This is a genomic window from Microcoleus sp. B4-C1, from assembly GCF_036705285.1.
Classification (GTDB): Bacteria; Cyanobacteriota; Cyanobacteriia; order Cyanobacteriales; family Microcoleaceae; genus Microcoleus.
Genome location: NZ_JAUBUC010000133.1, coordinates 1 through 14,687, shown reverse-complemented (window position 1 = coordinate 14,687; position 14,687 = coordinate 1). Strand labels below are relative to the sequence as shown.

At 43.7% G+C, this 14,687-nt stretch carries 18 protein-coding genes; 11 read left to right on the top strand and 7 right to left on the bottom strand.

Features of this window, described 5'->3' with window-relative positions:
• Positions 1–271 precede the first annotated feature (271 nt).
• Together galT and QUB26_RS29725 are read right to left on the bottom strand one after the other, a co-directional pair.
• A complete protein-coding gene (gene galT / locus QUB26_RS29730; RefSeq protein WP_333320906.1) occupies positions 272–1,294 on the bottom strand; it encodes a galactose-1-phosphate uridylyltransferase in 1,023 nt (340 codons plus the stop codon).
• Positions 1,295–1,526: 232 nt separating this feature from the next.
• Complete coding sequence (locus tag QUB26_RS29725; RefSeq protein WP_333320904.1) at positions 1,527–2,216, bottom strand: restriction endonuclease subunit R; 690 nt, start codon at positions 2,214–2,216, stop codon at positions 1,527–1,529.
• A gap of 75 nt (positions 2,217–2,291) precedes the next feature.
• Here QUB26_RS29725 and QUB26_RS29720 point away from each other — a divergent pair, with 75 nt between their 5' ends.
• The 9 genes from QUB26_RS29720 to QUB26_RS29680 all read left to right on the top strand — a co-directional run bounded on the left by QUB26_RS29720 (position 2,292) and on the right by QUB26_RS29680 (position 9,095).
• Positions 2,292–2,807 carry a DUF433 domain-containing protein gene (locus tag QUB26_RS29720; RefSeq protein ID WP_445299651.1) on the top strand — a complete coding sequence of 172 codons (516 nt, stop codon included), beginning with the start codon at positions 2,292–2,294 and terminating at the stop codon, positions 2,805–2,807.
• On the top strand, positions 2,785–3,147 hold the full coding sequence (locus QUB26_RS29715) for a DUF5615 family PIN-like protein (RefSeq protein WP_333320902.1): 363 nt from the start codon (positions 2,785–2,787) through the stop codon (positions 3,145–3,147). Before QUB26_RS29720 ends, QUB26_RS29715 begins: the two co-directional genes overlap by 23 nt.
• 120 nt (positions 3,148–3,267) lie before the next feature.
• Positions 3,268–5,238: an acetate--CoA ligase gene (gene acs / locus QUB26_RS29710; RefSeq protein ID WP_333320900.1), complete on the top strand. Its 1,971-nt coding sequence runs from the start codon at positions 3,268–3,270 to the stop codon at positions 5,236–5,238.
• Between the two features lie 134 nt (positions 5,239–5,372).
• Complete coding sequence (locus QUB26_RS29705; RefSeq protein WP_333320898.1) at positions 5,373–5,951, top strand: Uma2 family endonuclease; 579 nt, start codon at positions 5,373–5,375, stop codon at positions 5,949–5,951.
• The gene (locus QUB26_RS29700) at positions 5,911–6,117 is read left to right on the top strand and encodes a hypothetical protein (RefSeq protein WP_333320896.1); all 207 of its coding nucleotides are present in this window, start codon (positions 5,911–5,913) and stop codon (positions 6,115–6,117) included. Before QUB26_RS29705 ends, QUB26_RS29700 begins: the two co-directional genes overlap by 41 nt.
• Complete coding sequence (locus QUB26_RS29695) at positions 6,105–6,440, top strand: XisI protein (protein WP_190740648.1); 336 nt, start codon at positions 6,105–6,107, stop codon at positions 6,438–6,440. The genes QUB26_RS29700 and QUB26_RS29695 overlap by 13 nt, the downstream gene beginning before the upstream one ends.
• 3 nt (positions 6,441–6,443) lie before the next feature.
• Positions 6,444–7,022 (top strand): ACP phosphodiesterase, encoded by a 579-nt coding sequence (locus tag QUB26_RS29690; RefSeq protein ID WP_333320894.1) that lies wholly within the window; start codon positions 6,444–6,446, stop codon positions 7,020–7,022.
• 96 nt (positions 7,023–7,118) lie between these two features.
• The gene (locus tag QUB26_RS29685; protein ID WP_333320892.1) at positions 7,119–8,015 is read left to right on the top strand and encodes a thermonuclease family protein; all 897 of its coding nucleotides are present in this window, start codon (positions 7,119–7,121) and stop codon (positions 8,013–8,015) included.
• 291 nt (positions 8,016–8,306) lie between these two features.
• Positions 8,307–9,095 (top strand): class II glutamine amidotransferase, encoded by a 789-nt coding sequence (locus QUB26_RS29680; RefSeq protein WP_333239899.1) that lies wholly within the window; start codon positions 8,307–8,309, stop codon positions 9,093–9,095.
• Here the strand turns inward: QUB26_RS29680 and QUB26_RS29675 are convergent.
• Positions 9,092–9,385, bottom strand: a complete 294-nt coding sequence (locus QUB26_RS29675) for a transposase (protein ID WP_445299650.1) — start codon at positions 9,383–9,385, stop codon at positions 9,092–9,094. The genes QUB26_RS29680 and QUB26_RS29675 overlap by 4 nt on opposite strands.
• Positions 9,386–10,120: 735 nt before the next feature.
• Here QUB26_RS29675 and QUB26_RS32135 point away from each other — a divergent pair.
• Positions 10,121–10,471, top strand: a complete 351-nt coding sequence (locus QUB26_RS32135) for an ISAs1 family transposase (RefSeq protein ID WP_445299652.1) — start codon at positions 10,121–10,123, stop codon at positions 10,469–10,471.
• A 354-nt stretch (positions 10,472–10,825) separates the two neighbouring features.
• Here the strand turns inward: QUB26_RS32135 and xseB are convergent, their stop codons facing one another.
• Positions 10,826–11,053 (bottom strand): exodeoxyribonuclease VII small subunit, encoded by a 228-nt coding sequence (xseB, locus tag QUB26_RS29670; protein ID WP_333239897.1) that lies wholly within the window; start codon positions 11,051–11,053, stop codon positions 10,826–10,828.
• Complete coding sequence (gene xseA / locus QUB26_RS29665; RefSeq protein ID WP_333239895.1) at positions 11,050–12,219, bottom strand: exodeoxyribonuclease VII large subunit; 1,170 nt, start codon at positions 12,217–12,219, stop codon at positions 11,050–11,052. Before xseA ends, xseB begins: the two co-directional genes overlap by 4 nt.
• Before the next feature lie 243 nt (positions 12,220–12,462).
• On the opposite strand from xseA, the gene QUB26_RS29660 reads away from it, so the two are divergent.
• Positions 12,463–13,269: a hypothetical protein gene (locus QUB26_RS29660; RefSeq protein WP_333302756.1), complete on the top strand. Its 807-nt coding sequence runs from the start codon at positions 12,463–12,465 to the stop codon at positions 13,267–13,269.
• 116 nt (positions 13,270–13,385) lie between these two features.
• Here QUB26_RS29660 and gmk read toward each other — a convergent pair whose 3' ends face one another.
• Positions 13,386–13,940 (bottom strand): guanylate kinase, encoded by a 555-nt coding sequence (gene gmk / locus QUB26_RS29655; protein WP_333240027.1) that lies wholly within the window; start codon positions 13,938–13,940, stop codon positions 13,386–13,388.
• Between the two features lie 78 nt (positions 13,941–14,018).
• Positions 14,019–14,285 (bottom strand): extracellular matrix/biofilm regulator RemA, encoded by a 267-nt coding sequence (remA, locus tag QUB26_RS29650; RefSeq protein WP_006632566.1) that lies wholly within the window; start codon positions 14,283–14,285, stop codon positions 14,019–14,021.
• Between the last annotated feature and the right edge of the window lie 402 nt (positions 14,286–14,687).

Genomic DNA, 14,687 nt, shown 5'->3' with positions numbered 1-14,687 from the left:
ATTTTAAATCACCCTAACCTTCCGTCAGTCCTATCCTATGGTACTCTCGCTGCTTAAAAACTGTCCGAAGTATTGTTATAGCAGTTTAAAAAAGAATCCAACTTTATGCCGGTGATCTAAACCATTAGATCATGCGTTATGCCCAATTCTTTAATCTCAAATCTCAAATAATATCAATTTCCTCCCTCAACGCAGACTCGCAACTCAGAATAGCTGGGTGCATTTCCACCCCCAGTTTAAGTAAACTTGACCTATGGTGATGTAGGATACTTTAGATGGGGGGGAAATTACTGTCGCTAGGAATTTCGATCGATCGCAAAAACGCTGCACTTTCTTCGGGCAAAGCAGTATTGATAAACATCCCGCTGCCCAACTCAAACCCAGCTTGCTTGGTGACTCTGGGAATAATGGCGATATACCAGTGAAAGTATTTTGTTGCACGTTGGGCGATCGGCACCGATCGAATATTATAGTTGTAATCGGGATTGTTCAATCCGTAATAAAGCTTAGCCAGTACAGTTTTCAAAGTATAAGCAAGATCCGAAATTTCCGCATCAGTAATTTCATCAAACGAAGAGGAATGCCGACGCGGAAAAATCCACGTGTGAAACGGTGAAAGTGCAGCGTAAGGGATAAAAGCGACAAAATGTTCACTCTCACAAATCACTCTTTCCTTCGCCGCTAATTCATCTTCCAAAGTCCGGCAAAACAGACATTCTCCTGTGTCGTCAAAATATCTAATAGCTTCGTCGATGCGGCTGCGAAATTGGCTAGGTACAACGGGCGTCGCTGCTATCTGCGAGTGGGGGTGTTCGAGAGAAGTTCCGGCAGTTTCCCCATGATTCTTGAAGATAATAATTGTTTCAATGTAGGGATTTTTTCTAATTTCTACATAGCGCTGGCGGTATACTAAAAGTATGTTGGCAACTTCTTCAACGCTCAACAAAGCTGTCGTCAAATCGTGTCGCGGATGTTCGACAATTACTTCGTGCACGCCGATTCCCGCCATCGTGCGGTGAATTCCCGATGATATCCTCATCCATTTTGCTGTCGGGGAGAGGGCGGGATATTTGTTGCAAATAGCCCGGACTTTCCAGCCAGCGCGATCGCCCAAACGGCAACTTTCTAAGGTTCCGTCTTCCTCATTTCCCACGCAAAACGGGCAATCGGCGCGGTGCGGTGGCACTACTATTTGGCACTTTTTTTTGTTAGCGAATTGATCCGGTCTTGTCGCCCGTTCGGTGGCGATGATTACCCAATCTCTGGTAATTAAATTTTGTCTAAGTTCAGACACTTTTTTACCTTCAGTTGTAGGGCTTAACCGTTTATTATTGTATAGAAAAATTTGGATTTTGTCATTTGCTATTGCAATTTTTTAACATTTCTTGATTTCTAAATTTCCCAGCACTTCCCAACAGAAGTTCACAACAGTTGGTTGCCATCGACGATAGAGGCCGATTAGGACTAAAGTGGTACAGAATATCTGTCTAGGCAGTACGGGGAAGCACAGCTTTTAACCGCAGAGATTAAGCCAACTGCAACTGCACATTCTGCAACTTGCAAATCGCTTTCAACACTTGCGCCAACAAGAGCGATCGCTCTCGGTCAATCAAATTCAATTCCGGTAAAATCTGATAAGTACAAGGATTTCCCCGCGTCAGATACACAAACTGATAGTTGCGTCCATTCGTCGTCAATCCCCAAACAGACGATTGCTGCTGCAAACTTTTATAAGCATAAGTCAGCAATTGCGGCAAACCGGCCCAAGGATCGATCGCACTATTTTTCGCCTCCACTACCAAAATCCAAAACTGTGCCGCCGCGAGCTCTGCATCCGGCTGATTTACGGCTAAGACATCCAACCGCCCTTTAATTACAGTATCCCCATCCTCAACCTCGATGGGGATGCTATCTTCCATTGTCAGCACGATCGAAATATCAAAAAATCCTGCTAATCTCATTAATGGTGAAAGCACTAAAAATTTAACCAGCTTTGCAGAAACTTTCCCTGCTTCTAGATGACGCCAAAAGTGATTACCGATTAGCAATAATTCCTGTTGTTCAAAATCCGTCAGAGGTTCCAGAGAGAAAAAATCAGTAAAACCTCCTCCTGTTTGTCTTTCCAATTTGAGAAGGCGGCGAACGTCATTTAGCGAAAGTTGGCTTGCTTCTAAATTTTGCGTCATGGCTTTAGTGCGATCGGCTGTTAATGTCAATTATAAAAGCATTACCATCGGATTTGTTATAATATAATCATACCAGATATCGCTCCTGTAAATCGGGTAGATTGTATGAAAGCAATTAAAGTGATGGCAACGATCGACGATCTAGGACAATTGTGCGTTGGGGAACCGCTCAAGTTATATCGCAACAGCCGAGCAGAAGTAATTGTGCTGGTTCCCGAAGTAACAGAAATTAATAAAGACAAGCAATCTCATGAAGTCAACGACCAAACCACGCAACTAGAAGACTACTTCAACTTCCTCAGACCTGACGATATTCGCCTCAAAGGTTCCCGCATTGGCATCGAAACCATTCTCTATGAATACCTGTTTCGCGCTCGAACTCCCGAAGAAATCGCTAACATTTATACATCCCTAACCCTCGAACAAGTTTATGCGACCATTTTGTACTACCTGCACAACAAAGAAACAGTCGGTCAGTACATAACCGAATGGCTTGAATGGGGCGATAAAATGCGAGAAGAACAACGTCGCAATCCTCGTCCCGTATATGAAAAAATCCGCAAACTGAGAGCAGAAAGAGATGCAAGGAGAAAGGCTGATGACAATCCAGTATCTCTTTGATGAAAATGTCGATCCTGCCTATGTCAATCAAATTCGCAGACGCAATCCCGATATGGTTGTTCTAGCAGTGGGAGAACTAACAGCACCTTCCAAAGGCACTCTCGATCCAGAAATTATTATTTGGTGCGAAATCCACAATTTCATTCTTGTTACCAACAACCGTCGGTCTATGCCCGTGCATTTAACAGATCATCTAGAGCAAAATCGCCATATCCCAGGAATATTTATCCTAAATTCCAAGCTGAGTATAGGTCAAAATATTGACGAACTGATTTTGATTTATGAAGGATCGTTTGATGATGAGTACCAAGATAAAATTGAGCATTTACCGCTACCATAATTTCTAATACAGTCCCAACATTTACAAATTTCCCAAACTCTTAAGGAAAATAAACATACTTTTGTCCCAACTTATGCACACAATAGCTAAAAAGAGTAACTGAACTAAAAACTAACAGCAATGTCACAAGATACCATCGAATCAATTCTGCATGAAAAACGGCTATTTCAGCCGCCCGCTGAATTCTCCGAAAAAGCTCACATCAAAAGCCTAGAAGAGTACCAAGCCCTCTACGACAAAGCCAAAGCTGACCCCCAAGCATTTTGGGCAGAACTCGCGGCCCAAGAATTGCACTGGTTCCAAAACTGGGATACCGTTCTCGACTGGCAGCCGCCTTTTGCTAAATGGTTTGTCAACGGTAAAATTAATATTTCTTACAATTGTCTCGATCGCCACTTAACCACTTGGCGCAAAAATAAAGCCGCCCTGATTTGGGAAGGCGAACCCGGAGACTCCCGCACCCTCACCTACGCGCAACTCCACCGCGAAGTCTGCCAAATGGCGAACGTCATCAAACAATTGGGAGTCCAAAAGGGCGATCGCGTCGGCATTTATATGCCCATGATTCCCGAAGCTGCGATCGCCATGCTAGCCTGCGCCAGAATCGGTGCAGTACACAGCGTTGTTTTTGGCGGTTTTAGTGCAGAAGCATTGCGCGATCGACTCAACGACGGCCAAGCAAAACTCGTCATCACCGCCGACGGAGGCTTCCGCAAAGATACCGCCGTCGGCCTCAAAACACAAGTAGACAAAGCATTAGCAAATAATGCCACACCCAGCGTTACCAACGTTCTCGTAGTTCAGCGCACCAAACAGAAAATTGACATGGAACCAGGGCGCGATCATTGGTGGCACGATTTGCAAAAAGGTGCATCGGCAAATTGTCCCGCCGAACCGATGGACAGCGAAGATATGCTGTTCGTACTCTACACCAGTGGCAGTACCGGCAAACCGAAAGGAGTCGTCCATACAACCGGTGGTTATAACCTTTATACCCACATGACAACCAAATGGATATTCGACCTCCAAGATACCGATGTTTACTGGTGTACTGCTGATGTCGGCTGGATTACTGGACACAGTTATATTGTCTACGGGCCGCTATCCAACGGTGCGACAACTTTAATGTATGAAGGTGCTCCTCGCCCTTCTAATCCTGGCTGTTTTTGGGATGTAATTGAAAAATACGGCGTCACCGTTTTCTATACTGCACCCACCGCCATCAGAACATTCATGAAAATGGGCGAACACTTGCCCAACGCGCGCAATTTGTCATCTTTACGATTGTTAGGAACCGTCGGCGAACCGATCAATCCCGAAGCTTGGATGTGGTATCAACGAGTAATTGGCAAGTCGAATTGTCCGATCGTCGATACTTGGTGGCAAACAGAAACCGGGGGAATTATGATTACCGCTTTGCCCGGTGCAATTCCTACCAAACCCGGTTCTGCAACCCTACCGTTCCCCGGAATTGTGGCTGATGTTGTTGACCAAGATGGCGAACCAGTAACTAACGAAAGCGGCGGTTATTTAGTTGTGAAACATCCTTGGCCGGGAATGATGCGGACGCTTTACAACGATCCCGATCGCTTCCGCCGCACTTATTGGGAATATTTGCACCCGAAAGATGGCGAATTCGTGTACTTTGCAGGGGACGGCGCGCACAAGGACAAAGACGGTTATTTCTGGGTAATGGGCCGCGTTGACGATGTAATTAATGTGGCCGGACACCGACTCGGCACAATGGAAGTCGAGTCAGCTTTGGTATCGCATCCAGCGGTGGCGGAAGCTGCGGTTGTTGGTAAACCGGATGAGATTAAAGGTGAGGAAATTGTGGCTTTTGTCACGCTGGACAACTCGCAGCAACCTAGCGATGAATTGGCTAAGGAATTGAAGCAGCACGTTGTTAAGGAAATTGGGGCGATCGCCCGTCCCGGCGAAATTCGATTTACTGATGCTTTGCCGAAGACTCGAAGCGGGAAGATTATGCGGCGTTTGCTGCGTTCTTTAGCGGCGGGACAAGAGGTTTCTGGGGATACTTCGACTTTGGAAGATCGGACGGTTTTGGATAAGTTGCGCGGTGGTGCGTAGGGGTATTTTGTAACCGCAGATGTAGGCAGATGAACGCGGATGAACGCTGATGTATTTTTATCGGCGTTCATCTGCAGTTTAATTGTTAAATATGAGCTACAATCAAGATAACTTCTGGACTGGATCTGAGCGCGATGCCTCCACTACTTAGCAAAACCACAGATCAGCGAATTGTTCATCATGGAATGTGGGAACGGTTTAAATTTATCCAAAAAGGCTTTGAAGGCTCCCCTAGAGTGCGACTATTTTACTATGATGAAACGATCGAGATTCTGATGCCGGGAGAAGACCACGAAACTTTTGCTCATGTTATCGGTTACTTAGTGACTACTTTTCTCGTAGAACAGGGAATTTTCTTCAAGCCTACAGGGGCAATGACGCAGGAAAGATCGGGAGTTGTCTCTGTGCAAGCAGACGAATCCTACTGCATTGAGAGTGTAAAACCGATTCCTGATTTGTCGATCGAAGTTGTCTTTACCAGTGGAGGAATCAGTAAGTTAGAGCGCTATAAAGCTTTGGGTGTTTCAGAGGTTTGGTTTTGGGAAGATGGATTACTGAAGATATATCATCTCCATGACGGTAGCTATGAAAAGAGCGATCGCAGTCAGCTACCCGGACTCAATAACCTCGATCTCGACTTGATGAAACGCTGTATTTTGATGGCGGAAACTGATGCTGGGGAAGCTATTAGAGCGTTCCGTCGAGAGATGTAGCCGATCGCAAGCAATATTTGAACGTGGGTGGAGCGATCGCCTGCATACTACAGTTAGGCGATCACTCTTTTGTTATCCGATCGGTCAATTAATGATTGAAGATGAAAAGCTCAAGCTGATTGTATTCGACCCAAATCAAGAGGCGATCGTAAAATGGATACTTTAGCTAACTTTAGAACCACCATTAAAACAGTTCTCGAACCTTACACAAAAATTCCTTACTCTCATGGCGATATAATTTGTAAAGCCGTGTTTGATGAAAAATCTGATTGTTACCTGCTAGTTACTTTAGGCTGGGATAAAGCCAAACGAATTCACGGCTGTTTGGTTCATATAGATATTATTGATGATAAGATTTGGGTACAGCGAGATGAGACAGAATACGGCGTGACAAAAGAACTTGTAGCTGCTGGAATTTCCAAGGATTCCATTGTTTTAGGTTTTCATCCCGCCGATGTCAGACCTCATACAGGTTATGCAGTTGTGTAGTTAATGAATTATTTGGCTCATCTATTCTTATCAAAAGGCACGCCAGAATCCTTGATTGGCAACCTCTTAGGAGATTTTGTCAAAGGTTCGGCAATCAACCTTTATCCCGATGAAATTAGAAAAGGCATCGATTTGCACCGCAAAGTAGATAGCTACACCGACTCTCACGCAATAGTGCGATCGAGTAAAAGCCTTGTTTGCGCCGATAGACGCAGGTTTGCTGGAGTTTTGATTGACGTGTTTTACGACCACTTCTTGGCTAAAAATTGGCTCGAATATTCAGAAATTCCGCTTCCAGATTTTTCTCGCCATGTCTATAAAGTCCTGCAAGACAACCGCGATATATTGCCTGAATCTCTCCAGCGGGTGCTGCCCACAATAATTGCCCGCGACTTGCTTTCATCTTATCAAGAAATTGCCGAAATCGGCATCACTCTTACAAGAATGTCTGCCCGAATCAAGCGGAGAAATAATTTGGCAAGCGGCATAGAAGATTTGACAGCTAACTATCAGCGATTAGAATCGGATTTTCGAGATTTTTTCCCCGACTTGATAAAATACGCCACACTTGACAAATATTAATACAAACAACAAAAATTACAGTTGCTATTGATAGCGAACTCGTGTATGATTCAACCGATATCTGCATGAAATCTCAAGTGCAACAGGGTTCAAAATATGGCAACCAGAATTCCGAACCTGCAAATAACTAAAGTAGTTGATGGCGACAGCATCAAAATTTCTCTCAACGGCAAAACCGAGGCTCTGCGCCTGATTTGCGTCGATACAGAAGAAAGTCATCCGGGAGGCTCCAAACCTGTAACTGCGGCGGGGAAAGCAGGTACGGAAATGGCTAAAAAATACTTTGCGACAGCAGATGGCGGACTTGCTCAAATTGACATAGAATTTGATACAGACGATTCGGTTGAAGTGGCTCTACAAAAACACCGCGACAACTACGGGCGTCTCCTCTGTTACGTACATAAAGATGGAGAAAATTACAATCTTAAACTGATTGAAGAAGGCTGGAGTCCCTACTTCGTCAAATACGGCCGCTCCAGATTATATCACCGACAAATGACTGAGGCAGAATCGGCAGCAAAAGCTTACAACCTGATGATTTGGAATCCGATTATTAATGCCAAAATCCCCTCTCGCAACTATGCTAATTTACTGCCTTGGTGGTCGATGCGAGGCTCGATTGTTGAAGAGTTTCGGTTGTCGGAAGCAACGGCAGGAGCGCTTTCTTTGAGGTTGCACTACCCGAAAATATTAGCTGCTTCTGAGAGAGCTAAATCTATTACTATTTTCTGCGATTTGCAGGCGGGAATTACTAAATGGATCGGCGGTAGCGCTCTAATTTATGCTGGTTCGGTATATCATAAATTAGATTTGTGGATACCAGATGCTGAAACTGATGAAAGAGCTCCCTTGAAGCGGCTAATCGAGAAACGTTATGCGGGTCTGGGACGGGGATATGTGTATGTCAGTGGGAAGGTAGAACAGTACAAAGGGAAGCCTCAAATAGTTTTGAAGGATATCAAACAACTTTCAGACTTTCCCCCACAAAAGTGAATTTTACATAAATTTAATTAACAAAATTGCAGGAGAAATGGAACGATGAAGACTGTTCTCCGAGGAACGGGATTGAATTTTGGGCGATTCCCTACCGCAACGGGCCCACTTAACGAACGGGATAGCTTGGCTTCGCGCATTTTTTGAATTTTAAGTAGCATGACGGTTGAAAATCAAAAATTATTGTGTTTTTTTATTAGGCTAAATCAATTCATACTATAATAGTATAATCGCTAATCTGTAGCTGCCAATAGCTGCGACATCTATCCAAACTCCAGAAATTTAAAAGCTATGTGCCAATTACTGGGAATGAACTGCAATGTTCCAACAGATATTTGCTTTTCTTTTGAGGGTTTTTCTGCAAGAGGTGGCAGAACAGACGTTCATCAAGACGGTTGGGGAATTGCTTTCTTTGAAGGTTTGGGATGTCGCCTTTTTATAGACTCTAAACCTGCGATTGCTTCTCCGGTTGCTGAAGTAGTGCGTCGCTATCCCATTCATTCAACTAACGTCATTGCTCACATCCGCAAAGCTACCCAAGGCGAAATTGCTCTGGAAAACTGCCACCCTTTTATTCGGGAACTGTGGGGACGTTATTGGGTGTTTGCTCACAACGGAAATCTCGAAAGTTTTTATCCAGAATATGCCGGAGTCTACAAACCGGTTGGCAAAACTGACAGCGAAAAAGCATTCTGTTTGATATTAGAAAAGCTGCGCTCTACTTTTCCTCAAAGTAAGCCTGCTGTAGCGGAAATTTACCCGGTACTGGAGGAAATCACTAAAAGTTTGGCAGAACACGGAATTTTTAATTATTTACTTTCGGATGGAGAACACTTGTTCACCCACTGTTCTACTAATCTGCATTATATTGTGCGACAAGCACCTTTTGCTAGCGCTCACTCGATCGACGAAGATGTAACAGTCGATTTTCGGGAATTGACTAAGGAGGGCGATCGCGTGGCTGTTATTGCCACTTTTCCGCTGACAGATAACGAAGTTTGGACGCAAATTCAGCCAGGAGAATTGCTGGTATTTCAGGATGGTTTGCCTGTCTCTTCTGGGCGGCTAGAGTTAAGTTAAGGAGATTTAAACAAATTTATAGCCTTTCTCAGAAAGATGAGGTACAATAACAGCCGTGTGTAATACCAATTAAAAATATTTGACGCTGTAACTTGTCCGAACGCAAACTCGATGGTTTTTCCTAACTCTTGATAATTAGTAGTCTTGATAGAACGGAGAATGATTTTAAGTTTTGACCATAGATTCTCAATTGGTGAAAAATCTGGTGAATAAGGTGATAAGTATATTAATTTTGCGCCTTTCTTTTCAATAGCTTTTTTTACCAAGAATTTATTGATGGTACCCGCCACGTGATTTATCCGTGGAATCAATCCAAAATCTCAAATCTAAAATCCTTGCGTCCCCCAAATTTATCCGTGGGGTCGCCTCCAAAATCTAAAATCTAAAATCTAAAATCGAATGACCCTCACGAGTGAGTGTCAGTAACATGATACCTCATCTTTCGCTCGAAAGGCTATATTATTTGTTTTTTGTTTTCGTTTCACATACCAATGATTTTTTAATAGTTTTGCCACTAAGGGGAGACTAATGGTAAAACCTGCCGCTTGTATTGCAGAAGCTATTTCTTTATGCGTCAAATTAGTTTATTTGATTAACTCATTCATTGGGTCTCAGGCTGTGTGATTTTTTAAAATTTATAAAAATTCTGCATCAATGCCGATTTTAGTAGACAGAATACTTTTTCTTTCCCCTCCTATCTTTCTTATCCTGGAACTATTCAGTGTCTTTAATTCCATTTTTTCTAAATCTTCTATTACCTTGATGATAGTATTTCGACTGCATCCCAAAATTTGCATTACATAGCTAATTCCACCCCATCCTAATTTTTGAGCTTAAGAAAGCTGCATATCTTCTTTGATCTTTTTCGGATAATGATTTATAAAAGTTTTTAATTTTTGACTCAATTGAATTAGACTCATACAGGGAGTTAAAACTAAATTAGAATAGTTAAGTATAAAAATTAGTTGTGAGTTGTTCTCTGTAGGATTGAAAATTTTTATCTCACACTTTTTTCATTATAACCGATAACTCATCAACTTATTTATTTTTCATTTCTAACTTCTTTAAATAGTGATGCTCAACTTTTAGGTCGAGTTCTCCGAAAACATTGGGGGATTGAAAATGAGGCTCATTGGGCTTTAGATTCTACCTTTGCTGAAGATGCCTGCCGGATTCGCTTTTTCCACAGTCCCCAGAATTTAGCTGTCCTGCGACGGCTCGCGCTCAATGCCTTCAATCGTGAACCGACTTACAAACGTAGTTTTAGACAAAAAATGAAAAGGGCAGCTATGGATAGTGATGATTTGATTCAAATTATTCGTTCTTGTTTTGCTGACAATATATTAGATTCTTTTGAGTCCTTTTGTCAAGGGTGATTGAGATGCTCTTACCCTGTATTAATTCGCGGCTTGGATGCTGCAAAAGTTACGGGCAATTTGTGTATTATCCGAGGGGAACAGCTTTTGGAGTATCAAGCAATATGGGAAGATGAATGTGACTAAAAAAATCAAATAAAGTAGTGATGCAAAGTAACCTGATTTTAAGGTAAAGAATGTCGATTGTGATTCTGCGTTTGGTAATAAGAAGGGGGGTAGGAAACCCGGATTGAGTATTATCAGTTTAACACTCCTCATAGCGAAGACTTTTGCGAGGAGACAGGGAATTAATTCCCTGTCTGGATTTCGGCAAAACGCGCTATTTTATCCACATTAATCCGAGTTTATCTCCGGTTAAAAATCGGGTTCTGCAGCCAAAAGCTCGATCGACAAATCCATCTGTTCCTTCCCCCGCGCCAAAAAGCTTTCGCACTGCTGCAAACACTCGACAGCCACCCCAAACTGCTCGAAAACCTCCTCTAGGGGCAACTCTCCCGATTCCACCCGATCGATAATCGCTTCAATTCGATCGACCGTTTCCTCATAATTCCAGTCAGACTGGCGCAACTGCGAATCAATCATAACTTGTCTTCCGCATCCAATACTTCTACAATCTTAACTTTCAGCACGCCCCGACTCAACCTCACAGTCAATTCCTCTCCCAATTCCAAACCGTCAGTTGTGCGGACGATCGTACCGTCACTTTGGATTACCGCCGCATAACCCCTTTGCAATACCGCCGCCGGATTCAGGGCGGATAACTTTTCTTGCAATACCTCCAGTTTACCAGTTGCCTGCCGCAAAGTTCGGGATGTCGCAGGCAAACGTTTTAATCGATTTTGTAACTGTTGCAAATGCTCTTCTTCTGCCTGAAATCTGGCCCGCACAGCACTTGCTAAATTGACCATTCGCTGCTTGTGTTCAAAGTAAATATCTGCTAAAATTGGTACAGCTTGAACCGCCGCCGCTGTTGGAGTGTGGGCTCGTTTATCTGCTACTAAATCGGCGAGAGATTCGTCTCTTTCGTGTCCGATACCTGTAATAATTGGAATCGCACAATTCGCGATCGCCCTGACAACTCTCTCATCATTAAAACAAGCCAAATCTTCCGCAGAACCGCCGCCCCGCCCTAAAATGATCACCTCCGCCCTACCGTCCAATTCTACGCGCGCGATCGCCCTAGCAATGGCAGCAGCAGCCAATTCTCCCTGCACTCCTGTCGGTGACAGCAACACCCGCAAACCCGGATATCTTTGGGCTAGAGTCCGCTGAATGTCTCCCCAAGCAGCGCCAGTATCGGATGTCACCACTGCCACAATTTGCGGGTGTGCCGGAATCGGGCGCTTTCGGGCGGGATCGAAGAAACCCTCAGCATCCAAGCGCGATCGCAATTGCTGCAACCGCAAAGCCTGCAATCCTTCCCCAGCCGGTAGCGATTGCACAACCGTCAACTGGTACTCGCCGCGATTTTTGTAAACCCGGATGCTTCCCAAAACCAGCAACTGTTCCCCTTTTGCGGGCATTTGCACCAATTTTTGCCGCTGAGAATTCCACACCACGCAGCGAATCGCAGCGCTTTTGTCGGTGTCGCACAGAGTGAAAAAGCAGCCGCTGGGGTGGTGCGAAACGTTCGACACCTCGCCTGTCAGCCAAATTGATTGCAGGTTGCGATCGCCCTCCAACAAGTCTTGCAGGTAAGATGTTAGTCCAGCAACAGATAAAGCTGTATCGGGAAGAATTGAAGTCATCCAATTTTAGATTTTAGATTTTAGATTTTAGATTTTAGATTTAGGCTACTATCAATGCTTCGGACACTGTGTGATTGCCAAGCGTAAAATAAGGGTTTCAGGGCGATTGTGCAATCTCCTTCATAACGGAAAATCACGGATTTCAGAAGACAATCTAAAAATAGTCCGGACTATTGTACTATATCTAAGGTAATTTATTTGTAGGCTGAGCGGGCGATCGTAAATTTAACTGCAAACAAACTAATGATATCAGATACAATGACTTCGATTAATGTGCTGCGCCAAGAGGCTGCGGCGATCGGCATTACTGAGGAAGAAGCCAGAAAATATGGCGACCTCCGACATAAAAGAACTTGGTCTTTGGCGATCGAACATCACCTCTCAATGCAAGATTTTGCCGTTGGCGAAGCCCTCGAAGAGGATCGCATAGAACAATCCTTCACAACTTCCGAACCCGATTCCTCCAGCCCACTCAACCACTCTCAGACTGAAGAGTCGAAAGACTATGGTATTCAGCTAACTGCGAACCTAGGCGAATCTAGAGTAACCAGGGAGAACCAAACAGCCTCTCTTGCTTCGCCACAACAGCAAGCAGTAGCAATCGGGCGATCGCACGGCAATTCCGACTACCGCAGCAACCAAAACCGAGGTTTTAAACAAGTCGTTCAAAATCATATTAAAGCATTAACAATCGCATCCGCCTCCCGCACAAATCTACTCCATTCACAACTGGGCAATTGGGTGTGTCCTGAGTGTGGGCCGGAGGGCGAATTGGGTTGTTACCTTTGCGCTGGAGAAGGCAATGTAGGGGACATTGCAGCTATTGGCTGGACGCTAGCTTATATGGAAATGTTGGGCTGTTCTGCTCGCGAAATTGAACCGTTGAGAAAAATGTCTCCTTCATCTAATATTCTCGAATTGAATTTAAAAGTTTGTGTTGCTATCAAACAAAGTAGCGAAGTTTTAGCCAGGACGGAGAAATGGGTAAGATTGAAGGAACAAGGAATGCACGACACTGATTTTGACACGGATACACGGATTAATTCTTAATGGTGATTCAGAAGTTAGAAGAAAAAACAACTATCAGTGTATCCGTGACTTTCGTGTCGTGCTGTTGGGCATTAATATCAATAAAACTTCAAAATTCACTCATCCCCACCTAAAAGTTACTCCAAATTAAGTATTGATTCTAGCTTTTTCAAAGCAACTTCCAAATCGTCATTAACAACTTGGAAATCGAATTCCCCCGCCGCTTCAATTTCCTCTTTAGCCCGCACCAACCGACGGGCGATCGCACTTTCGGAATCTTGACCCCGACTCCGCAGCCGTCGCTCCAATTCTTCCCAAGAAGGAGGTAAAATAAAAATTCGCAGCGCCTCTGGAAAATTATTCCTAATTTGCCTTGCCCCTTCCAGCTCAATTTCCAGGATTACCGATTTTCCCTCACCGATTCCTTGTTTAAGACCAAAATAAGGAGTACCGTAAAAATTACCGGCAAACTGGGCCCATTCCGCCAAATCTCCAGCCTCAACCATTTGTTCAAAACGGCTGCGGCTAACAAAATAGTAATGCTTTCCCTCAATTTCTCCCTCACGGGGCTCACGAGTTGTCACCGATACCGAAAGATACAATTCGGAATGGCGATTGAGGAGCGATCGTACTAAGGTGCCTTTCCCCACACCGCTAGGCCCCGTCAGAACAATTAATTTACCAGATTTCATTTTGAGAATAGAAACGTGTAACAATTTAAGTTTCTGCTTACTTTAGACCGTAAGCGCTCAAATTGCAACTGACAAACCTCAATCATCCCGACCTTGACCGTCTTTGCTGATCACAAAACGATTAGCAACAGTTTCCGGCTGAATCGCCGAGAGGATGACGTGACTCGAATCTGTAATAATTACCGCTCTCGTGCGGCGGCCGTAAGTTGCGTCAACCAGTTGTCCCCGCTCCCGTGCATCAGTAATAATCCGCTTAATTGGCGCTGACTCGGGACTGACAATGGCAATCACTCGATTAGCAGACACAATGTTACCAAAACCGATATTAATTAATTGAATATCCATGAAATTCTTAATCTGTAGGTGAACGATTGACTATCAATCCTTACTTTTGATCATATAATATACAAAGATTTTTTATGACAATCCTCAAATTAATCGCAATTAACTTTTTTATTTCCTACCTAAAAATTTTACCCTTTTGACGCCTAGTACCCCGTTCTTTATCAAAAATTTAAAAAAGACTCGCTGTTGTCGCTCTATCTTAAAGATTCAGTAAAAGCGTCGATTTTGAGTTGCAAATGATAGCATTAGCTGTATCGAGACAACATCCAGTAAATGTTGCGAAATATAAATTTAATTTCCCAGATAGCAATACTCCGGACAGTTTTTAAGGATCGCGAATTAAATAACTTACAATTTTAATTGTTATTGTGGGATGGGCGTCCCGCCCGTCCTTTTTGGACG